The sequence below is a fragment of the Carnobacterium sp. GW821-FHT04C06 genome, from assembly GCF_059420345.1.
The window spans coordinates 288,028-308,273 of sequence record NZ_JBWKTN010000003.1 but is presented as its reverse complement, the minus strand read 5'-3'; the positions used below and the strand labels follow the sequence as shown (position 1 = coordinate 308,273).

The following is a 20,246-nucleotide window of genomic DNA, read 5'->3' as shown; positions in this document are numbered from 1 at the left end:
TAACAAAATAATGAGATAATAGAACTATTAAAATAGGAAAAAGGAGTGAGGTTGAAAATGGTAGAAAAAAGTCAAGAAGTCACAGATTATATTCAACATTATCCAATTGAAATTCAAGAACGATTAGAAAAAATTAGAGAGCTGATTCATCAAGAAGCTCCCGAAGCAGTAGAAAAAATGAGCTATGGAATTCCAACGTTTGTATTAAAAAAACCGTTAGTTCATTTTGCAGCGTATCAAAAACATATTGGCTTCTACCCCACACCAAGCGGTATAAGAGCTTTTTCAGATCAATTACAAAAATTTAAAACTTCAAAAGGAACGATTCAACTTCCAAATAGTCAGCCACTTCCACTAGAATTAATTCGTCAAATTGTTCAATATAGAATTAAAGAAAATCAAGCATTGTCTTGATGCAACTAAAGAGGGAAATTGGATAAATCAACAGATTCTCTTAAAAAACTAAGAGCTAGGCGTTATCTATGAAATAGTTTGATAAGTTTGTTAAACTACTAACAAATAGAATGCAAGATAGCAGAAAGGAATCCAATCAATGAAAATTAGTGTTCGACATCGTTTTATAAAAAAAATTCCTGTTTTAGAAGTAGTTCCAGAAGAATCTAAACGACTTCCGTTACCGTTAGTTATCTATTATCATGGATGGCAATCCTCAAAGGAGCTAACCTTAACACAAGCAAGAAAATTAGCAATGAAAGGAATTCGTGTGATTTTACCAGATGCTATGAATCATGGAGAACGTAAAACGGGTCCAATTTCTCCAATTCCATCTATTACTTTTTGGTCAAGTATTCAATATAATTTAGTCGAATTTTCTCAATTGACTCATTTTTTCCGCAAACAAGGCTTGATTATGAATGAAGAGATTGGCGTTGGAGGTGTTTCGATGGGAGGCATTACGACTTGCGGGCTACTGACCCAGCATCCAGAAATTAAAGTGGCGGCTTCTATGATGGGAACGCCTGCTCCAATGGATTATCTTGCATTAGTTTCAAAGGTAGCTAAAGAACGAAGTATCTTTGTTCCAGCAGATTTACCGTTCTTGTTAAGTTGGATTCATTATTACGACTTATCAAAAAATCCTGAAAAACTAAACAAGCGACCCGTTTTATTTTGGCACGGCACAGAAGATGAAAAAATTCCTTATCAAGAAGTAGCAGATTTTTACCAACGAATCAAAGCAGAACCTTATGCTGAAAACACTCAATTTATTACTGCTGAAAATGAACGCCATTTAATTAGAGGCGAAGTAATGGATCAAGTAGCGAATTTTTTTGCAGATCATTTAATTTAAAAACATAAAAAACCACCTGTAGGGGTACAGGTGGAAAGTAGATTCATTATACTTTGGGGGAGAATAATGAAAAATGAAATTACTGAGAAAATAATTGTTCGTTATTTTAAGATAAATTAAGTATACTCTTTAAATGTGAAGAAAATATGACTAAACAAGTAAAGAAGTTTGAATTATAAAATTTCCACCCACTTTATCCAGCTCGACTAAAGTTATAGTTGTCGTCATTTACGAATTTAATTTAGGTTATTTAAAAAGAGCTATTATTAACGATTGCATTTCGCATTATGAGTTTTTTTTAATAAGTATAGCGGAGCAACAAGAAATTTGATACCGTGTAGAAATTGAATTCAATGAGGTTTTAAGCTTATTGAGTTAAATAAAAGCGATCATCTTATGGATGAAGTTTGAAGGGGAAGGAACGTTATATGGAACTAAATTTAGATAAAAGAAAACAAAGAGTACTAGACTTACTCGATTTTTTGGAAGAAAATTTAAATAAAGAGTTGCCATTTACCATGTTATCGGATTCTTTGAATGTATCAGATTTTATTTTTGATAGTGTCCTTAAGGAGTTTTTAGTAGATGTTGAGTTGAATGATTTAATGGATCAAATTGTTTTTAAAATAGGAAATCGAACTATTTTTGTAACTAAAATAGGATTAGGAAGAATCAAATTAGCCTCTATCTATTTGCAAGAGTCCATTGATTTTATGATTTTGGATGATATATTCCGGAATAAATTTATTTCAATTACAGAGTTTTCATATGATAATTACGTGAGTAGAACCAATATTTATCGGCGAGTAGCAGCAATTAAAGAACTTCTAGAAAGCTATCAATTAAAGCTATCCAACTCATTTAAAATAGTAGGAGATGAAGTGGATATTAGTAGTTTTTTTATGCAACTGTATTACCTGGTTTTCAGCAAGGAAGAATTTCCTTTTCCTGAAGAAGTAAAAGCGAGTGAAGAAAGACTGATCCAACTGTTGATGAAAGAAGAACAGCTAAAAATCAGTTCATCTGTAAAATTAAAAATTAATTATTTATTTGGTATCCGATGCATGCGACTAGAAGGAAAATTCTTTTTACTCCACTCTAAAGTTGCAAAAAAAAGAGTACCTACAGAAGCTGTGGCATCTGTTTACAATTCTATTTCACAATTTCTAGAAAAAGAATGGAATTTAACAGGTAAAAAAAATGAGTTGGAAACGAATTATCTGATTGCGTTATTAATAGGAGAAAACTGCTTCCAAAGTTTAGACGAACAAGCCTTACAAAATCCAGAGGTCTGTTTTTTTAATGAGTATTTTATAAAGGCTTTTATGACGTATTTTAATGTTGATAAGTTACCAAAAACTGTAGAGGAAGAGTTATTAAAGGAACTGACAGTTTTACATTATTACGTTTACTATTTCGAAAATGTGGTTAGCATGAATCAGCTCATACTAGAAAGAGAACAAGCCTTTTCAGTTTATCCTAAGCTATTTCACTTTTGTCAAAGTTTATTTTGTGATATAAAAGGAAAAGTTTCCATAGAGAGTCAGGAATTTTTAAGGTTCCATTATTATTATGCCATTATTAATTTAGTACCTGCTGAAATTTGTAATCCTGAATTAAAAATCTATACGGATTTTTCATTAGGACAGAGTTTTAAAATGGCTATTGATCGAGAAATACTGAAATTTGGTTATTATAACCTCAAAATTGAAGAAACATTGCATGAGGGTGTAGATATAGTGATCTCAGATGTCTTGGAGGAAGTTCCATCAACGATTTCTCGAGCGTTACAGTGGCACATCCAACCGACTCAAGGAGATTGGGAAAATTTTAAATGGTCATTAGATCACTAGTAGATTAGTAAATTTTTGTTTCTTTTGATAATCAAGTAGCATTTTTTATAAAAGTTCGCTAAAATAAAAGAAAAAGTAGTGGGGGTAATGATCATAGAAAGTTATAAAGATCCATCGTTAAAGATATTTAGTTTAAATTCAAATAAGCCATTAGCTGAAAAAATTGCCAATGTTGTTGGCACTCAATTAGGAAAATCTTCAGTAAAACAATTCAGTGATGGAGAAATTCAGATCAATATTGAAGAAAGTATTCGTGGTGATCATGTTTACGTAATTCAATCAACTAATTATCCAGTTAATGATCATCTTTTAGAATTACTTATCATGATTGATGCACTCAAACGAGCTAGCGCAAAAACTATCAATATCGTTATGCCATATTATGGATATGGTAGACAAGACCGAACGGCAAAACCAAGAGAACCAATCACTGCTAAATTGGTGGCTAATTTGCTACAAAAAGCGGGTGCAACAAGAATGCTCATGCTAGATTTGCATACGGTACAATTGCAAGGTTTCTTCGATATTCCAGTCGATAATTTGTTTACGATGCCGTTATTTGCTCAACACTATCAAGATTGCGGCTTGTCAGGTGAAGATGTTGTTGTGGTATCCCCTAAAAATAGCGGAGTTGGTCGAGCTCGTGTGCTTTCAGAATACTTGGATGCAACATTAGCAATTGTTGATCAAAGTATAGACGAGCATGGCGAAAAATTAGGCTCAGTGATTGGAAATATTCAAGGTAAGACATGTATTATGGTAGATGACATGATCAATACTGGTGAAACGCTAGCCAGTGCTGCAACTATTTTAATGGATAATGGCGCTAAAGCGGTCTATGCTTGTGCATCCCACGGTTTATTTTCAAATGGTGCAACTAGAATTTTGAAAGAGGCACCGATTAAAAAAATATGTGTAACAGACTCAATTGATTTTACCGGCAAAGAGCAACTTGTTAATTTAGAAGTGATTACGAGTTCAGAGTTAATTGGTAAAGGAATCAAAGGAATCCATGAAAACAAACCATTAAGTCCATTATTTAAATTGTGATAAAAGGAGTTTAACCCATGACATTTGAAAAAATTCTACCTCATTTAAAACAAGGCGAAAAAGTCATTCGTAGTGGCTGGGGGGGCGCTGAATTATACGTTATTCTTGAAAAAGAAAGTACTCATCAAGCCGAAAAAATGAATCCTTATTTTCTAATCAATGTAACAGGTGAAGGCTATACAATGTTTACGCCAACTGTCTGTGATATATTAGCGGAAGACTGGGAAATCGTTCAATAATTACTAAAAAGTCCATGAAATTTTGTGGGCTTTTTGTCATGTTATACGAGGAGGAAATAAGATGGATTTTAAAGGATTTAAAGAGAAAGTTGTTTTTATTACAGGAGTTGCATCAGGCATTGGACAAGCTCAAGCAAAAGCCTTTTTAAAACAAGGATCGTACGTTTTCGGGATGGATATTGCTGGACAAGGAATACAGGAGATAAAAGAATTTCAAGATAATTCTCATTTTGCCTATTATATTGGCGATATGTCAAAAAAAAATGAAGTTGAAACAGCTGTTAAAAAGGCTGTGGAGCAATTTACACAGATTGATATTTTATTGAATACTGCAGGCGTTTTAGATGGCTATGCTCCGACATTAGAGACTGACGAAACCTTATGGGATCATATTATGAATGTAAATGTAAAAGGAACTTATTTGGTGACAAATGCTGTTCTTCCACATATGTTGGCACGAAAACAAGGTGTTGTTGTGAATATGGCGTCAATTGCAGGATTTGTAGCAGGCGGCGGTGGTGCAGCGTATACGGCGTCTAAACATGCGATTGTCGGCTATACAAAACAGTTGGACTACGATTATGTAAAATTAGGTATAAGAGCAAATGGAATTGCGCCAGGTGCGATTGAAACGCCAATGAATCAAGCAGATTTTGAAGGCGATGGTGAAATGGCAAAATGGGTAGCCAAAGAAACTCCAGCTGGACGGTGGGCGAAAGCTTATGAAGTTGCTAATTTAACTTTATACTTGGCGAGCCCAGAATCAGATTACATTCATGGGACGATCATTCCAATCGATGGCGGCTGGTTAGGAAAATAAGTTCTTAATTTGCCTCAATCGTGTATAATGAGAATTGCGAATAAATATTCTATTGGCACTATGGCACTTTTGGTTCAACAGTAACGTGAATCATTTCCTTTGGTCGTAGTTATTACTAAAATAGTTAAATGAACGAACTATTTTATAAAGGAGAACTAAAAATGAATCAATCAAAAACAAGACAATCTTCAAGGTGGTCTATTGCGGCTATCTCAAAAATGGGGATGGTGACCGCGTTATATGTTGCAGTTACCGTATTTCTTTCAGTAATTAGCTTTGGGGCTATTCAAATTAGACTTTCAGAAGGTTTTAATTTTTTAGCTATTTACAATAAGCGCTATATTCTTTCAGTCACGCTAGGGGTCATGATTGCAAACTTAGCTTCACCACTAGGAATTGTTGATGTTGTTATTGGCGGTAGTGCAACGTTTCTGACGTTACTATGCGCTTCTTTTGTTGCGGGGAAAATTGCTCATCCAATATGGAAAATTGTTGCAACAACACTTATTTTTAGCTGCTCAATGTTTACTGTTGCAGGAGAGCTAGCTTTTTTCTATCAACTGCCTTTTTGGTCAACTTGGTTTGTTGTTGGGTTAGGAGAGTTAATTTCGATGAGTTTAGGTGGTGCGTTGATGCATTTGGTCAATAAAAAAATTGATTTATCTATTTAATAGATCCAATCACCTGTCAAATGTAGACAGGTGATAAGAGATGTATTAACCATTTTCATGCACTTTATTAAATTCAAAAAGTTGATTGTACCATGAAAGTTTAGTTGGATTTAATAACAAGGATGTTGAATCAATGGCATCAAAAGAAGAATAGTTCTTTAGAAAAAGGAGCCCATGCTGAATAGCTGAAATGGTTAGTTGAATGTTGCTAAAGTGTTTTTGAGTAGTCTTTTCAAAATCAAAATGACGTTGAATTAAATCGATTTCTTTCTTTTTTTGATTCTGAACTTCAGTAGTGAATAATTTTTTTAGAGTGGGAACGTCACTGAAGGTTTTGGACATGTTTTCCATAAAAGCTACTTTTTCTTGTTGTAGTTGTGAGAGTTCAATTTGCAAGTGATGCAATTCATCAAGCTTCAACTTGGTACCAGGATCCGTTACGGTTTCAATTAAAACGGAGAGATAGGTTTTAAAATAAGTGCTCAATGTCGTCAAAGCATCTACAATAGCTTTAGCCATTAATTGATAATTTTCATAGCAGGATTTCATCACTTCCAAATTTTTTTCGGGTAGTTCTGCATGATTTAAAAACTGCTGATTCACTAAAGTAGCTTTTTTTAAATAATGAGATGCTGTTTCTTTTAAATAAGGAAGGTCCTTTGAAAAGTTTTGAATTTCTTGATAATTTATTTTAGTCATATTTGGTTCTCATTCCTTAATTGAATATAGGTCTGTTCCAATTGCTGTTGTTCAAACCGGACATTTAATCGGATTTGTTTAAGTTCTTCTTCACCAATTAGCAGTTGTTGTTGGAAATAATGACGTTCTTTTTCTAATTTTTCTAATTCTTGATAGACGCTTATTTCTGAACTCGTTCCTTTGCATAAGTGAAGAACTTTTTCCCAAAGATATTGCTCTTTTTTTGAAAAATATTGAGCATCTAGGAAGGCATGCTCTAATATTAAGTGTGTTGTCCTTAAACGGCGGGACTCTGTTTCCTTAGCTGCTAATTGTTTTTGTAATGCTCTGCAAGTTGCTTGTATTTTTAGACTCATATTAAATCCCTCAACATACTGTCTTTTTTTTGAAAAGTGGGATGAAAATCAATCATTTTAAACCCCTCCTTAGATGTAAGAATTGTTCATTGGTGTTCAAATATATTCCATAAGTTTTTTTGGAGTATTTTTTATATTATATCACGTTTTACACTAATTTGTATCCATTGTGTCAAATAATCCTACATAAAATAACGATAGATATAAATGATATTAAAAGAACCAACTGATTCTAATCAGTTGGTTCTTTTAATAATATAGAACTTACTAAAGGTAATTTAGAAAGAAATTTTGGATAGTAGCTCGTAATTTATTTAAATTAAAGGGTGATTTGTTGAGGGATTTTATAACACATATGGAGAATAAAAATACAATTAAAAGTGTCCAAATATAATTCATAATGGAAAAACTAATGGGTAAACTTAAGAGTAGTTTTTTAGAGATAAGTGTGTATAGTACCATGCCAAGGATTCCACCTAAGAAGCAACCAATTAAGATAAAAGGATAGCTTTTCCTTAAAATAGAGGCGTTGATCTTCTGTTTTTCAAATCCTAAAGCATTTAAAATCTGACTCTCTTTTGCTTGCTTAGCCAATTGAATATAAAATGAACTGTATAACGTAAGGGCTGTTAAACAAATAGCAATTAAAACAAAAACACTAATCAGCTTACGAAGTGATTTGAATGATTCATTTTGTAAAGCGTTGTTTACCGGATGTACTTCAGTAACTGATGGCAAACCTAATAAAAGTGTTGCTAAACGATTATTTGCTTCTGTGGGAGTGGAAAGTTGAGCCGATTTTTCCAACCTTTCATAAAGCAGTCCTTTAAATTCAACCGTGTCTAAATCAAGTAGATGTGTTCCAATTGTTTGATTAAGTGTCTCAGGTAATGCTAGTAGTAACGTATCAAAGGTACTTTGTTTCGTAAATACATCTTCATAAGAAGTTGCTGAAAGATAGAGTGCTTCTTGTTCTGTTTTTAAGATTTTTTCAATGATAAGGGAGTGCTTTTCGCCTCGTGTATCATAAAAAATAATAGAATCACCAACTTTTAAGCGTTGATTTGCTGCTGTTTTTTCAGTTAAAGCAGCTCCTTTAGTTGGAAGTGAATCAGCAATGCTCGTCTTTTCTTTTGGGACAATCAAAGAAAGTGAGGATGCGTTTGCTAAGCGAATATCTTCTTTGTGAATAAGTGAAGGAGGCTTAATTGAATAATAATGAAGAATTTTTAAATAATCGTGATTGTTAATTTTGTTTTGTGATGTATGAAGTTTCACTTCCAATGTAGTTGGGTATTCGTTTAGGAAGTTATCTTGAACCGTTTGTAAAGTATTCATCCCTACAAATAAAAGTGCCACAACAAAAGTGATTGGGATGACAAGTGTCCCAATTAAATGGATCGATTTAGTTGTTTTTTTATGAAAAGGTGCGACAGAATAATAAAAAATTGGTAGGATACAAGTCAACAAAGTAAGCCCAAGAGCAATTGCTAAGCGTTGATAGTTAAGGATAAATTGATAATGATCAATCAAATAGCTCTTTTGATAGAGCTTAAAGACAGCTGTGGGAATCCCGTAGGTGCCAATAAAGCAACCAGCTATCAGCCCAATTAAAGCAATGCTTGTACTTAATAATAAAGTAGGTACAAAAATAGTAAATGGATGAATACCAAGCGCCTTTAAAATATAACTGTGTTGTCGTTTTTTTCTTAAGGCATTTACTATTAAGACCAGGGCTAAAATTAAAGTTAGTCCATAAACAATGAATAGCAGAATTTGAGTCATATATTTTAAACGTGATAACTCTTTTTGGTAGGCAACATACCCAGTATTTTCAATTGAATGATCAATAGAAAAAGTAGGTGGTTTCATTTGTTTGATTTGTTTGTCAACTTGATTTTTTTCGGAAGTTTCTTTTTTTATTTCAGCTTCAAGGGCTGCTTTTTGTTGGGTGAGGGTTTCTTTTAATTCTGCTAGGTTTTGCTCATCATCTGCAATCATTTCAGAATCTGTGGTCGTCAATTCATTTTGTGATTGTTGGATATCTTCTTTTTCAAATAATTTAGTTTCGTAGTCAGATTCACTATCTGTAAAGTTTTCTTCAAGTTGGCTCAATTGATCAAGAGCAGTGTTTAGTAAGTCATTTTGTTGCGATAAAGTAGCTTCATTGGTAGCGAATTGTGTTTTAGCTGTCTCCAATTGATTGAGTTGAGTTGCTACTTTTGTTTGTTCAGTTTGATATTTTTTTAGACGAGCATCATATTTTTGCTGTGCATCCTTTTGTTGAGTAGGATTCTGAATCTGTTTGATTTTTTTATAATCATTGTCCAATGAATCTTGATAAGTAGCTAACTGCTCTTGATTTGTCTCAACAAGCTGTGTAAATTCCTCTAAGTTATTTTGATTTTCTGCCATAAGCGTTTCTGATTCCTCGATGGCAGTGGTCATCGTTTCAACTTCTTGGATTTTTGCAGTGAGTAGTTGTTCGTTTTGTTGAAAGGTAGCTTGTGCGCTGATTAACTCATTTTCTAATGTTGTCAGTTGTTGAGAAAGCTCTTTTTTCTCAGCTTCTAAGGCGGTTTTTTGTTCAGTAATTATTTTTTCTGAGTCGCTTACTTCCATTTTTTGATTGTCTAGTTCGGCTGTTAAATCAGAAATTTTTTCATCGATATCCACTTGCTTTGTAAGTAAGGCCTCTTTTGCTTCTTCCATTTTTTGAATGCCTAGTTGATTCATGGTAGTTCGCGTTTGTTTCGTTTGTTCAAAGAGTTTTTGCTGGTACGGATTTTGATAATGTACTTTATTTTTAGTTGCTTGGTAAGTCAAGACTAGATTGTTTTTGTTTGATAAGTTAAAATCTTTTTCAAGAATAACTGAAATAAAAGCAATTTCACCATTTCCAATTGGGCTATAGCCACGGACGGATGTTTGGATAAACTCAGGACTTGAAACAAATCCGACGACTTGATAGGTTGTTCTCTTTAACTGCTTTTTAGTTTGCTGATTGAGATCATCTATAAAAGTAATCTTCGAACCTAGAGGATAAATGGTTGCCATCTTCTGGTCTAGCGCGATTTCACCACTTTTGCGAGGGAAGGTACCTTGCTTAAGTTGATAAGGTGCTTTTTGTTGTTGCGTATTTGATTCAGAAATTGATCGAATCAAGGTAACTTGTTGCTTGTAGTCGCTAATGGCAAATTCGGAGTATCCTAGATAGCTTGTAGTCAGTTTTGCTTTCTGTTTTATAGTAGTATAGTCCTCTGAGGTGAAGCCAGCATCTGATTTGACTGTGGTGTCAGGTAAATGATACGTTTGATAATAGTTATTGGCTGTCTTCAGCATGTTTGGATAAATGGCTTGGCCACCAATAAATAGACTAGTTCCTAACAAAAATAAAAAGAAAAGAGTTAGCAAAAGCTTCTTAGATTCCTCTAATTCACGAATACACTCATTTTTTAAATTGCGCATGAAATCAATTCCTCCCTACCATATTAAATCAGCTGTTTTAGCTGGTTTTTTATTGGATTTAATAGATGTGATTTGCCCTTTTAATAAGGTAAACACACGATCTGCATATGGAATCAATTGTGTTTGTTTCGTCGTAAGAACAATAGTTGTTCCTCGTTTTTTAGCGGTTTCCTGAAGGAGAGTCAAAATAGTTTGTGCTGAATGAGAATCCAATGAACTTAATGGGTCATCCAATAATAAAAGTTTTGGTTTTTTGACAAGTGCTCTTGCTAAGAGAACAAGCTGATAGTCGCCACTTGAAAGTTCAGTTGGAAAACGATCTAATTCTTCATGAATGCCAACTTGCGCCAGAATATAGGTGATGTCATATGAAAAAGGAGCCTGAGCAGCTACTAGTTCAAGATTTTCTTTAATGGTAAGAGAATCGATTAATGGTACATCTTGAAAAATCAGACCGAGGTCTTCCTTTCGGTAATGCATGAGCTGTCTATCATTCAGTTCAGGTACTGATTTTTTATTGACTAAAATTTTTCCCGCGTCTGATTTTTCTAAACTAGCGAGAATTTTTAAAAGGATTGTTTTCCCTGAACCAGCAGGGCCAGTGATAATTATAGTTTCACCTGTTTTAATTTGAAAGGTTACATTGTTGAGAATTTTTTTGTTCTTTTGTTCAGAGAAAGCATTTTTAGTTAAGCCAGTTACTTTGATCATTTTGTTCTCCTTTATAGTATGAATCGTATCTGTTAAGGTTGATACTAGAATAGTAAAATAACACATTTAATAATAATGTCCGTTTCTTAATATCATAACATAAATTTCAGGAGGATAATTATTTAAGTATTCGCTAATTTCGAGAATTAAAAAAAATGTAAAAATCGGGTTTTGTGATGATCTTTATGGCAAATTTCATTCGGAATAGCGCTTTCTTGTGACGATATTCATTGAAATCACGTTATTTGTAAAAATATTAGCAAACATTATGGAAATTTTGCACTTATATTGATACAATATGAGGTGTAGATTCCTGAATTCTTTTGAAACTGAAGTTAACTTTAGTTGAGCTAGGATTTAAGTAATACGTACTATAGATATTTCACTAGGAGGAATTAGATTATGGCATTAGTATCAGCTACAGAAATGTTAAACAAAGCACGCGAAGGTAAATATGCAGTAGGTGCATTCAATACCAACAATTTAGAATGGACAAAAGCAATTTTAGTGGGAGCTCAAGCAGCTAACTCACCTGTAATGATCCAAACTTCAATGGGTGCGGCTAAATACATGGGTGGATACAAAGTTTGTTACGATCTTGTAAAAGATTTAATTGATTCAATGGGAATCACTGTTCCTGTTGCACTTCACTTAGATCACGGTGATTACGAAGCAGCTCTTGAATGTATCGAAATTGGATACACTTCAGTAATGTTTGATGGTTCTCACTTACCATTTGAAGAAAACATGGAAAAAGCTAAAGACGTTATTGCTAAAGCACATGCTAAAGGCGTTTCTGTTGAATGTGAAGTTGGAAGCATCGGCGGAGAAGAAGACGGAATCATCGGTTCAGGCGAATTAGCTGACCCTAAAGAATGTAAATTAATCGCTGATCTTGGCGTTGATTTCTTAGCTGCTGGTATTGGTAACATCCACGGTTCATACCCAGCTAACTGGACAGGTTTAAGCTTTGAAACGTTATCTGCAATTGCAGACATCACTGGTGGACATTTACCATTAGTATTACACGGAGGTTCAGGAATTCCAGTAGAACAAGTTAAAAAAGCAATTTCTCTTGGCGTTTCAAAAATCAACGTAAATACTGAGTGTCAAGAAGTATTTGCAGCTGCAACTCGTAAATATATCGAAGAAGGTAAAGACCAACAAGGTAAAGGTTTTGACCCTCGTAAATTATTAGAACCAGGAACTACTGCAGTTACTGAGTTAGTTAAACAAAGAATTGAATGGTTTGGTTCAACTGGTAAAGCTTAATTTTTAAGCCTTGCTTATTTGAAGCTAAAACAATAAAATCAGCAATGGGCTTCTTTAAGAAGACCATTGCTGATTTTTACATAGAAGAAAAAGGGAGTATGTTATGCGGTTAGATAAATTATTATTTGAAACAGGCTATGGCTCTAGGAATCAAGTGAAGCAATTAATTAAACGAAAGCAAGTCCGTATCAATGGTGAGTTGGTCTTAACAGATGGTTATAACGTCGATCCTGAATTACAAACAGTCCTTGTTTCAGGAAAACAAGTCCACTATCAAGCGCATGTGTATTATATGTTAAATAAACCAGCAGGAGTTGTTAGTGCGGTGCGTGATGCTAACAATCAAACCGTTATTGATTTGATTTCGAAAAAAGATCAACGACCAGGGTTATTTCCGGTAGGTCGTTTAGATCGAGATACGGAAGGTTTATTGTTAATAACGAATAATGGTCAATTGGCGCATCAGTTATTAGTTCCTAAAAAAGAAGTGATAAAGAAATACGAAGTAATTGTTAATGAACCTGTTACAGATGAAGATGTTCAAGCATTTAAGGAAGGGATTATTTTTCATGGCGGTATTCAATGCAAACCTGCTGAATTGTGTATTTTAGAGACTATTGAGAATGAAAGTCGCGTTTTATTAGCTATTAGTGAAGGGAAATTCCATCAAGTTAAAAAGATGTTTTTATCTGTTGGGAAAAAAGTAACGTATTTGAAGAGAGTAGCTATGGGGACATTGGTTTTGGATGAAGGACTAGAAAAGGGTTCTTATCGAGCATTGACGAATGAAGAGCTGGAAAACTATCAGCGTTACTTTATATAAAAAAGGCTGTAATAAACACCAACCTGATTTTAGGAGTGTTTTTTACAGCCTTTTTGCTAACACTCTATATAGAGTGTTTCGCAATAATAGCCTTTGCCACCAACATAAACTTGTTCTATTTCATTTGTGTGAGTGGTTGTTAGTTTTACCAATATTTCGGAAGGAGCGTTTAGAGAATAACCTTGTTCAAATACGTAAAGTTCTTTTTTTAAATCGTTTTGTTGATAAAGATAGCAAGCTAATGCACCGTTTGAAGTGCCAGTAGCGGATTCTTCATTGATATCGTATAAGGGAGCAAAGTTTCTACATACGATGCGATTGTCATCAATGGTATATAGGTGCATTCCGATAACTTGATAGTACTTACTGATTTCTTTAATTTTTTCAAAATTAGGTTGAAGTGCATGTAGTTTGATTTCGCTTTTGATAGGAATTAACAGATCCTTTAGACCTGTGGAAACAATTTGAATGGGCATTTTACTGTCAATAGCTTCAATGTCAAAACAGTCAATAAACTCATTTCCAGGCACAACATCATAAAATAGTGGTTTGTTTTGTTCCATAAACAAGACATCATCTTGTATGGAAATACTAAGCACACCGCTATTGGTTTCTATTGTATAGCAATTTTTAAATAGTTTCTTTAAGTGCATCAAGATGACGAAAGAACCAATTGTAGCATGACCACATAAATCAACTTCTTCCTTTGGTGTAAAATACTCAAATTTATAATCGGCAATGTCAGAATCTGATATAAAAGCAGTTTCAGCATAACCCAGCTGTTTAGCAATTGCCATCTTTTGGATAGTGGTCAACCACTCATTTTCCATCAATACCACACCTGCTTTATTTCCGCCGACTTGATTCTTACTAAATGCACTTGCAACATAAACCGGTAGTTTCATAAGACACCTTCCTTGTAGTATAATCACTATTTTTGATAATAAAATAAGAGACAAACTATCTTCAAGCATAGATGTGCCTAAAAATAGTTTGTCTATCATTTTTTTAATCTTCTAAGTTTACATTATGATGCACTTTTTGAACATCCTCTAGATCTTCTAGAGCATCAATCAGATTCTCAAATTTTTCTAAATCTTCACCTTCTAAAGTCACTTCATTTTGTGGAATCATTTCGATTTCAGCAACGGTAAAGTCTTCAATTCCTAATTCTTTTAATGCTCCTTGAACAGTATGGAAGTTTTCAGGTTCAGCATAAATAATGGTTTGACCGTCTTCGTCAGCAACGTCACGAACGTCAACATCGGCTTCCATCAATAACTCAAGCAATTCGTCAGCATCACGATTTTCTACTCCAAAAACGGCCGTATTATCGAAAAGATAGGCAACAGAACCACTCACACCCATATTTCCTCCATTTTTACCATAAGCGGCACGAACATCAGAGGCCGTACGATTCACATTATTTGTTAAGGCATCAACAATAATCATTGAGCCATTTGGTCCAAAACCTTCGTATCGTAATTCAGAGTAAGTTTCATCACCGGAACCTTTCGCTTTTTCAATCGCGCGATCAATGACATGTTTTGGCACGTTATAAGTCTTAGCACGTTCAACAACAAAACGTAATTTTTGGTTAGAGTGAGGATCTGGATCCCCTTGTTTTGCAGCTACATAAATTTCAATGCCAAACTTAGCATAGATGCGACTTGTATTTTTGTCTTTTGATGCTTTTTTGTCTTTAATATTTGCCCATTTACGACCCATTCTTTTCACTCGCTTTCATTTATTCGATTCGTGTTCTACTGTGTTATTATACTTGGAAGTCCATGATTTGTTAAGTTTTTTTTGAAAATAACTCTTAGTAATGTTCTGATTGTAAAAAGAGATGCGCTTCAAGGTAGTTATAGATTACCGTAGAAATGTTAAACAGTAAGCCATTTGCTAGATAAACGGTTTCTTTGACAATCAAGGAGGGATCTCCCACTGGCAAGTCTAACAGAAAGGCTTCATCGGCAGTTAACTTGCTGACATGAATAAATTTGTCAGAAAAACCAATGGATAATTTTAAATCGTCTTCAATATAAGAATAAATTGATTTCTCCGCGATTTCTTGGTTTAAATAGGGAATGATTTCTTTGTTGTAATAGGTGTACTCAATACTTAAGGGTTTTTCGTCGCTAAAACGTTGCCGTTTCAAACGATAAATAGGTGTCCCAATTGGGCAATTCATCCTCTTAGAGAGCTCTTCGTCGGCTTTAATCAGGGTTAGGTCTAAAAGTTTTGAACGGATTGTTTTTTGAAGGAAATCTTTGCTGATTCCTTTAACATTTCCGATATTAATACAATCTTCTTGTTCTGCTTTGCGAATGTAAATACCGCTTCCTTGGACTTGGTAAACTAGCCCTCTTAAAGAAAGAATTTCAATGGCTTTTCGAATGGTATTCCGACTTGCTTCAAAATCAATCATTAATTGATCCACAGTTGGCAATTTTGTATTTACTTCATAAACTTTTTGTCTGATACGGCGTTCGATTTCTTCAGCGATCACCTTATATTTAATCATAAAGGGTATTTCCTTTCTATTAATAGTGCTTGATGCATTTATTATAGCAGATAATGGCAAAGACGTTTGAGAATAATTAAAAGTGATTGGGTATTGTAAAATTAGTACCAATGAATTATAATAAAACCATCAAAAGAAAGCGCTTTATTTTTAAAAATAAAAAATAGGGGGATTCAAAGATGGAAAAATTTATGACGGTATTAGAGGAGAAAATGACACCCATTGCAGTTAAACTCGACAACAATCGGTACATTACGGCAATTAAAGATGGTTTTTTTGGAGTCATGTCATTATTAATTATTGGGTCATTCTTTTTATTAGTTGCTAATTTACCAATTACAGGCTATCCAGAGTTTATGGCATCGCTATTAGGTGAAAATTGGACAACCTATTTCACTGTTCCGTATGACATGACGATGAATGTTATGACCTTTTATGTCATTATTGCAATGGCTCGAAGTTTAGCAAAAACCTACGGAATGGACAGCATTTCGTGTATTTCATCGGTAGTCGTTGCTTTCTTAATTTTAACACCAACATTTGAGTTTAAAGACGGAGCTCTCGGAATGGGAATCCCATTAAGTAACTTAGGCGCAAGTGGACTGTTTTTAGGGATGTTAACAGCAGTAGCGGCAGTTGAAATTGTTCATTTTATTGATAAAAAGGGTTGGAAAATCAAAATGCCTGATTCAGTTCCAGCCAATGTTTCTCGGTCATTTTCAGCGTTGATTCCAGCACTTTTTGTTATTATTATTTTTAACTTAGTACGTATTTTGTTTAGTCTTACTGAGTTTGGTACAATGCAAGCGTTTATTTTCCATTATTTACAAGTTCCGTTAACAAGTCTAGGAAGCACGTTACCTGCTACGCTATTGATTACACTATTTGAAGCACTGTTATGGTGTTTTGGGATTCATGGTTCCAATGTAGTCGGCGGAATTATGCAACCTATTTGGTTATCCTTGACAGCAGACAATCAAGCAGCCTTTGCTTCAGGTGAAGCATTGCCTCATATTGTCAACTATCAATTTTATTCTAATTTTATGAAAATTGGTGGATTTGGTGGAACATTTGGTTTAGCTATTTTAATCTTATTATTTGCAAAATCAAGTCAATTTAAGGCGCTTGGAAAATTAGCCTTCGGACCAGGGTTGTTCAATATTAATGAGCCCTTGATTTTTGGGATTCCGATTGTTCTAAATCCAATCATGATGATTCCATTTATTTTGACGCCGCTTGTTTTATGTATTGTAGCGTATTTTTCAATGAAAACGGGTTTAGTCCCTTATACAAATGGCACGAATATTCCATGGACAACACCTCCTGTGATCGCTGGCTTTTTAGTAAGTGGTTGGCGAGGAGCGTTGCTGAATATCGTTCAAATTGTAATTTCTATGGTTATTTATTACCCATTCTTTAAATCAGCCGATAAAATCGCATATGACGCAGAAATGCAAACGTCAGAAGTAAGTGCTGAATCAGTAACAGAAGCTTAAAATAAATAGTAAAAAGGAGTTTTTATAATGTGTAGTTTACCAAAAGATTTTTTATGGGGTGGCGCAGTTGCTGCCCATCAATTAGAAGGCGGTTGGAATCAAGGTGGCAAAGGGATGAGTATCGCAGACGTTTTGACGGCAGGAACGAAAGACCAACAGCGTTTGATTACAGAAGGATTATTACCTGGGAAATATTACCCAAATCATGAAGCCATCGATTTTTATCATAAATATGAAGAGGATATCCAATTATTTGCAGAAATGGGTTTTAAGTGCTTTAGAACCAGTATTGCATGGTCGCGTATTTTTCCAAAGGGGGATGAGCTTGTTCCAAATGAAGAGGGCCTAGCCTTTTATGATAAACTGTTTGATACATTGTTAAAATACAATATTGAACCGGTAATCACCTTGAGTCATTTTGAGATGCCGTATCACTTAGCAACAGAGTATGGTGGTTTTTATAATAGAAAAGTAGTAGATTTCTTCGTACGATACGCAACAACGGTAATGGAACGTTATCAATCGAAGGTGAAGTATTGGATGACGTTTAATGAAATTAACAATCAAATGAATACAAGTAATGATATTTTTGGTTGGACGTGTTCAGGAGTGAAATTTTCTGAATTTGCTCAGCCAGAAGAAGTGTTGTATCAAGTAGCACATCATGAGCTGATTGCGAGTGCGTTAGTCGTTAAAAAAGGAAAAGAAATCAATCCAGATTTTCAAATAGGGTGTATGGCTTCATTTGTGCCAATTTATCCATATTCTTGTGCTCCTAATGATATGATGCTAGCAACAGAAAGTATGCATGATCGTTTCTTCTTTACGGATGTTCATATTCGTGGTCACTATCCAAATTATATTCTCAAAAAATGGGGACGGGATGGCATTCATGTTGCAATGGAAGCAGGTGACGAAGCCATTTTAGCTAGTGGGAAAGTTGATTATCTAGGATTTAGTTACTATATGTCAAATGCAGTGAAGTCAGATGCGAACAATGACAACAGTAAGTCACTAGATGGAAGCAATCACTATTCAGTACGAAATCCTCATGTGGAAGCGAGTGACTGGGGATGGCAAATTGATCCAGTTGGGTTGCGGTATGCACTAAATACGTTATACGAACGCTACGAAATTCCGTTGTTTATTGTCGAGAATGGCTTCGGTGCGATTGACGAATTAAAAGCAGATGGAAGTTGTGACGACGGGTATCGCATTGACTATTTAAAAGCGCATATTGCAGAATTTAAAAAAGCGGTTGAAATAGATGGCGTTGAGTTGATGGGTTATACGCCTTGGGGTTGCATCGATTTAGTTTCCTTTACGACAGGAGAAATGAAGAAACGTTATGGATTCATTTATGTAGATAAGGACAACGAGGGGAAAGGAACGTTGCAACGTTCTAAGAAAAAAAGCTTTGATTGGTATAAGGAAGTCATTGCTAGTAATGGAGAACAATTGTAGTCAAAAAAGGAACTTCGCATCGAAGTTCCTTTTTTGATTTTAATTAACAAACAGCTCGTTTTCGTTTCTTGCCAACACGATTCATTTGAACTGCTTTTTCGATGTTTGTAATAGCGAGAGGAACTTTACAAGCAGTGTCCCCCATCCTAACGTCTACAGCTCCAATAGTAAGTGCGGTTTTTTTTGCTTTATCGAGTAAAGAAGGGCAATAACAACCAACTGATATTACAAAGCTATTCATAGTATAGCGAACAGCATTTTTTGCTTGATGAATGGTCTGTTCAATCGTATTTAATAAAAGAAGCACTTCTTGATGATTGATGGCGGTGTCAGGAGCAATGGAGAGAAACTTTCCATAACAACTCCAGCCGGTATCTTCAAGTAATTCATCATCTGAATGAATCCACTTTAAAGCCAATTCGATTGCGTAAGGACTCTCCGCAGCAACGCTAGCTACAATCGCTTCGCTGATGGCAGACCAATTAGACGTATTTGCCCAATGTTCTAATTGATTTTTTGTCATTAATTTAGGATTGATAGCCAAGCCAGCTAAATATTGGGCATCTGAATTGCCAGTATCAAATAAATCTAAAGCAAGTTGTTGATTTTTTTTAACTTCTTTCACAAGATGTTTTTTTAAATCGCCAATTTTCACTCCAAATAAAGGACCTGGCGCTCCATGTCGGATAAATGTTTTTTTTGTTTGTTCGGTTCCAAGTTCAGTAAGCTGTGTCATTATCTCTATTACATTCATTAGAATCTCCTTAATTTGTACTATCGTATAGTTTATTATAAAGGAGGTTAGGGTATATTTCTATTAAATCTATCTTACGTGTAGAACTGACACTATTTCTAATAGTATAAATATGGAAAAATAGATCATTTATAACAAATAAACGATGCGCTACATTATTAAAGAAAGTAAAATTGTTTCAAAATAAGAACGGTACGAATTAGATAAAAGAGTCCGTGAACTTTTTTATCTCTATAACATTTTAAAAGTTGATGAACAGGTCGTAATTATCATGTAGATGTACTATAATAGAGATTACTAACTTATTGGAGGAACAAACATGCAATCTTTACCAAATTGTCCTGAATGTCAGTCAGAATATACTTATGAAGATGGTAGCCTTTTGGTTTGCCCAGAGTGTGGTCATGAGTGGAGTGTAGAATCAAACGAAGAAACGAATGAGCAAAACGTTATCAAAGATTCTAACGGCAATATTTTGAATGATGGAGACACCATTACTGTAATCAAAGACTTAAAAGTCAAAGGAAGCTCATCTGCATTAAAAATGGGAACACGTGTTAAAAATATTCGTTTAGTTGATGGAGATCATAACATTGATTGTAAAATTGATGGCTTTGGTCCAATGAAATTAAAATCTGAATTTGTTAAAAAGATTTAATCAGTTAAGGCAGCGGAAAAGTAGCTAAGGTAAGCTATTTTTCCGCTGTTTTTTTAAAATTTAAAGATAACGG

Annotated in this window: 20 protein-coding genes; 12 read left to right on the top strand and 8 right to left on the bottom strand. The window is 34.4% G+C overall.

Going from position 1 to position 20,246, the window contains the following annotated elements; genetic code table 11:
• The first annotated feature begins 57 nt into the window (after positions 1–57).
• The 7 genes from AC07SW_RS06840 to AC07SW_RS06810 all read left to right on the top strand — a co-directional run bounded on the left by AC07SW_RS06840 (position 58) and on the right by AC07SW_RS06810 (position 5,945).
• Positions 58–414 carry an iron chaperone gene (locus tag AC07SW_RS06840; protein WP_034572317.1) on the top strand — a complete coding sequence of 119 codons (357 nt, stop codon included), beginning with the start codon at positions 58–60 and terminating at the stop codon, positions 412–414.
• A 139-nt stretch (positions 415–553) separates the two neighbouring features.
• The gene (locus AC07SW_RS06835) at positions 554–1,312 is read left to right on the top strand and encodes a prolyl oligopeptidase family serine peptidase (RefSeq protein WP_135017796.1); all 759 of its coding nucleotides are present in this window, start codon (positions 554–556) and stop codon (positions 1,310–1,312) included.
• Positions 1,313–1,740: 428 nt separating this feature from the next.
• Complete coding sequence (locus AC07SW_RS06830; RefSeq protein ID WP_494632507.1) at positions 1,741–3,165, top strand: helix-turn-helix domain-containing protein; 1,425 nt, start codon at positions 1,741–1,743, stop codon at positions 3,163–3,165.
• 87 nt (positions 3,166–3,252) lie between these two features.
• Positions 3,253–4,215 carry a ribose-phosphate diphosphokinase gene (locus AC07SW_RS06825; protein ID WP_034572309.1) on the top strand — a complete coding sequence of 321 codons (963 nt, stop codon included), beginning with the start codon at positions 3,253–3,255 and terminating at the stop codon, positions 4,213–4,215.
• A gap of 17 nt (positions 4,216–4,232) precedes the next feature.
• Positions 4,233–4,454, top strand: coding sequence for a DUF2829 domain-containing protein (locus tag AC07SW_RS06820; protein ID WP_034572305.1), 222 nt, complete (start codon positions 4,233–4,235; stop codon positions 4,452–4,454).
• A gap of 61 nt (positions 4,455–4,515) precedes the next feature.
• Positions 4,516–5,274: a 3-oxoacyl-ACP reductase gene (locus AC07SW_RS06815; protein WP_494632505.1), complete on the top strand. Its 759-nt coding sequence runs from the start codon at positions 4,516–4,518 to the stop codon at positions 5,272–5,274.
• A gap of 161 nt (positions 5,275–5,435) precedes the next feature.
• Positions 5,436–5,945, top strand: coding sequence for a QueT transporter family protein (locus AC07SW_RS06810; RefSeq protein ID WP_034572300.1), 510 nt, complete (start codon positions 5,436–5,438; stop codon positions 5,943–5,945).
• A gap of 45 nt (positions 5,946–5,990) precedes the next feature.
• On the opposite strand, the gene AC07SW_RS06805 is transcribed toward AC07SW_RS06810, so the two are convergent.
• The 4 genes from AC07SW_RS06805 to AC07SW_RS06790 form a co-directional block, all read right to left on the bottom strand.
• Positions 5,991–6,644 carry a hypothetical protein gene (locus AC07SW_RS06805; protein ID WP_135022698.1) on the bottom strand — a complete coding sequence of 218 codons (654 nt, stop codon included), beginning with the start codon at positions 6,642–6,644 and terminating at the stop codon, positions 5,991–5,993.
• Entirely contained in the window at positions 6,641–7,000 is a 360-nt protein-coding gene (locus AC07SW_RS06800; protein WP_034572296.1) for a hypothetical protein, read from the bottom strand. The genes AC07SW_RS06805 and AC07SW_RS06800 overlap by 4 nt, the downstream gene beginning before the upstream one ends.
• 267 nt (positions 7,001–7,267) lie before the next feature.
• The gene (locus tag AC07SW_RS06795; RefSeq protein ID WP_494632504.1) at positions 7,268–10,468 is read right to left on the bottom strand and encodes an FtsX-like permease family protein; all 3,201 of its coding nucleotides are present in this window, start codon (positions 10,466–10,468) and stop codon (positions 7,268–7,270) included.
• 15 nt (positions 10,469–10,483) lie between these two features.
• A complete protein-coding gene (locus AC07SW_RS06790) occupies positions 10,484–11,179 on the bottom strand; it encodes an ATP-binding cassette domain-containing protein (protein ID WP_167554696.1) in 696 nt (231 codons plus the stop codon).
• Between the two features lie 402 nt (positions 11,180–11,581).
• Between AC07SW_RS06790 and AC07SW_RS06785 the strand changes: the two genes are divergently transcribed.
• Both AC07SW_RS06785 and AC07SW_RS06780 read left to right on the top strand, forming a co-directional pair.
• On the top strand, positions 11,582–12,451 hold the full coding sequence (locus AC07SW_RS06785; RefSeq protein WP_034572287.1) for a class II fructose-bisphosphate aldolase: 870 nt from the start codon (positions 11,582–11,584) through the stop codon (positions 12,449–12,451).
• 103 nt (positions 12,452–12,554) lie between these two features.
• Entirely contained in the window at positions 12,555–13,274 is a 720-nt protein-coding gene (locus AC07SW_RS06780) for a pseudouridine synthase (protein WP_119907456.1), read from the top strand.
• 56 nt (positions 13,275–13,330) lie between these two features.
• Here AC07SW_RS06780 and AC07SW_RS06775 read toward each other — a convergent pair whose 3' ends face one another.
• The 3 genes from AC07SW_RS06775 to AC07SW_RS06765 form a co-directional block, all read right to left on the bottom strand.
• On the bottom strand, positions 13,331–14,179 hold the full coding sequence (locus tag AC07SW_RS06775) for a PhzF family phenazine biosynthesis protein (protein ID WP_119908652.1): 849 nt from the start codon (positions 14,177–14,179) through the stop codon (positions 13,331–13,333).
• 103 nt (positions 14,180–14,282) lie between these two features.
• Positions 14,283–15,002: a YebC/PmpR family DNA-binding transcriptional regulator gene (locus AC07SW_RS06770; RefSeq protein ID WP_494632501.1), complete on the bottom strand. Its 720-nt coding sequence runs from the start codon at positions 15,000–15,002 to the stop codon at positions 14,283–14,285.
• A 94-nt stretch (positions 15,003–15,096) separates the two neighbouring features.
• The gene (locus tag AC07SW_RS06765) at positions 15,097–15,801 is read right to left on the bottom strand and encodes a GntR family transcriptional regulator (protein WP_119907457.1); all 705 of its coding nucleotides are present in this window, start codon (positions 15,799–15,801) and stop codon (positions 15,097–15,099) included.
• A 179-nt stretch (positions 15,802–15,980) separates the two neighbouring features.
• On the opposite strand from AC07SW_RS06765, the gene AC07SW_RS06760 reads away from it, so the two are divergent.
• Together AC07SW_RS06760 and AC07SW_RS06755 are read left to right on the top strand one after the other, a co-directional pair.
• Positions 15,981–17,297 carry a PTS sugar transporter subunit IIC gene (locus AC07SW_RS06760; protein WP_034572279.1) on the top strand — a complete coding sequence of 439 codons (1,317 nt, stop codon included), beginning with the start codon at positions 15,981–15,983 and terminating at the stop codon, positions 17,295–17,297.
• 27 nt (positions 17,298–17,324) lie between these two features.
• Positions 17,325–18,761, top strand: a complete 1,437-nt coding sequence (locus AC07SW_RS06755; protein WP_494632499.1) for a 6-phospho-beta-glucosidase — start codon at positions 17,325–17,327, stop codon at positions 18,759–18,761.
• Between the two features lie 43 nt (positions 18,762–18,804).
• On the opposite strand, the gene AC07SW_RS06750 is transcribed toward AC07SW_RS06755, so the two are convergent.
• Positions 18,805–19,515, bottom strand: a complete 711-nt coding sequence (locus AC07SW_RS06750) for a DNA alkylation repair protein (protein WP_135017809.1) — start codon at positions 19,513–19,515, stop codon at positions 18,805–18,807.
• A gap of 319 nt (positions 19,516–19,834) precedes the next feature.
• Here AC07SW_RS06750 and AC07SW_RS06745 point away from each other — a divergent pair, with 319 nt between their 5' ends.
• Positions 19,835–20,173: a zinc ribbon domain-containing protein YjdM gene (locus tag AC07SW_RS06745; protein WP_034572271.1), complete on the top strand. Its 339-nt coding sequence runs from the start codon at positions 19,835–19,837 to the stop codon at positions 20,171–20,173.
• Positions 20,174–20,246: the final 73 nt, after the last annotated feature.

What these genes read in the sequence shown, in the direction of transcription:
- AC07SW_RS06810 (WP_034572300.1), top strand. Translation starts at nt 5,436, where the DNA reads ATGAATCAATCAAAAACAAGACAATCTTCAAGGTGGTCTATTGCGGCT.
- AC07SW_RS06820 (WP_034572305.1), top strand. Translation starts at nt 4,233, where the DNA reads ATGACATTTGAAAAAATTCTACCTCATTTAAAACAAGGCGAAAAAGTC.
- AC07SW_RS06755 (WP_494632499.1), top strand. Translation starts at nt 17,325, where the DNA reads ATGTGTAGTTTACCAAAAGATTTTTTATGGGGTGGCGCAGTTGCTGCC.
- AC07SW_RS06760 (WP_034572279.1), top strand. Translation starts at nt 15,981, where the DNA reads ATGGAAAAATTTATGACGGTATTAGAGGAGAAAATGACACCCATTGCA.
- AC07SW_RS06775 (WP_119908652.1), bottom strand. Translation starts at nt 14,179, where the DNA reads ATGAAACTACCGGTTTATGTTGCAAGTGCATTTAGTAAGAATCAAGTC.
- AC07SW_RS06825 (WP_034572309.1), top strand. Translation starts at nt 3,253, where the DNA reads ATGATCATAGAAAGTTATAAAGATCCATCGTTAAAGATATTTAGTTTA.
- AC07SW_RS06805 (WP_135022698.1), bottom strand. Translation starts at nt 6,644, where the DNA reads ATGACTAAAATAAATTATCAAGAAATTCAAAACTTTTCAAAGGACCTT.
- AC07SW_RS06835 (WP_135017796.1), top strand. Translation starts at nt 554, where the DNA reads ATGAAAATTAGTGTTCGACATCGTTTTATAAAAAAAATTCCTGTTTTA.
- AC07SW_RS06750 (WP_135017809.1), bottom strand. Translation starts at nt 19,515, where the DNA reads ATGAATGTAATAGAGATAATGACACAGCTTACTGAACTTGGAACCGAA.
- AC07SW_RS06790 (WP_167554696.1), bottom strand. Translation starts at nt 11,179, where the DNA reads ATGATCAAAGTAACTGGCTTAACTAAAAATGCTTTCTCTGAACAAAAG.
- AC07SW_RS06765 (WP_119907457.1), bottom strand. Translation starts at nt 15,801, where the DNA reads ATGATTAAATATAAGGTGATCGCTGAAGAAATCGAACGCCGTATCAGA.
- AC07SW_RS06840 (WP_034572317.1), top strand. Translation starts at nt 58, where the DNA reads ATGGTAGAAAAAAGTCAAGAAGTCACAGATTATATTCAACATTATCCA.
- AC07SW_RS06800 (WP_034572296.1), bottom strand. Translation starts at nt 7,000, where the DNA reads ATGAGTCTAAAAATACAAGCAACTTGCAGAGCATTACAAAAACAATTA.
- AC07SW_RS06780 (WP_119907456.1), top strand. Translation starts at nt 12,555, where the DNA reads ATGCGGTTAGATAAATTATTATTTGAAACAGGCTATGGCTCTAGGAAT.
- AC07SW_RS06770 (WP_494632501.1), bottom strand. Translation starts at nt 15,002, where the DNA reads ATGGGTCGTAAATGGGCAAATATTAAAGACAAAAAAGCATCAAAAGAC.
- AC07SW_RS06745 (WP_034572271.1), top strand. Translation starts at nt 19,835, where the DNA reads ATGCAATCTTTACCAAATTGTCCTGAATGTCAGTCAGAATATACTTAT.
- AC07SW_RS06785 (WP_034572287.1), top strand. Translation starts at nt 11,582, where the DNA reads ATGGCATTAGTATCAGCTACAGAAATGTTAAACAAAGCACGCGAAGGT.
- AC07SW_RS06815 (WP_494632505.1), top strand. Translation starts at nt 4,516, where the DNA reads ATGGATTTTAAAGGATTTAAAGAGAAAGTTGTTTTTATTACAGGAGTT.
- AC07SW_RS06795 (WP_494632504.1), bottom strand. Translation starts at nt 10,468, where the DNA reads ATGCGCAATTTAAAAAATGAGTGTATTCGTGAATTAGAGGAATCTAAG.
- AC07SW_RS06830 (WP_494632507.1), top strand. Translation starts at nt 1,741, where the DNA reads ATGGAACTAAATTTAGATAAAAGAAAACAAAGAGTACTAGACTTACTC.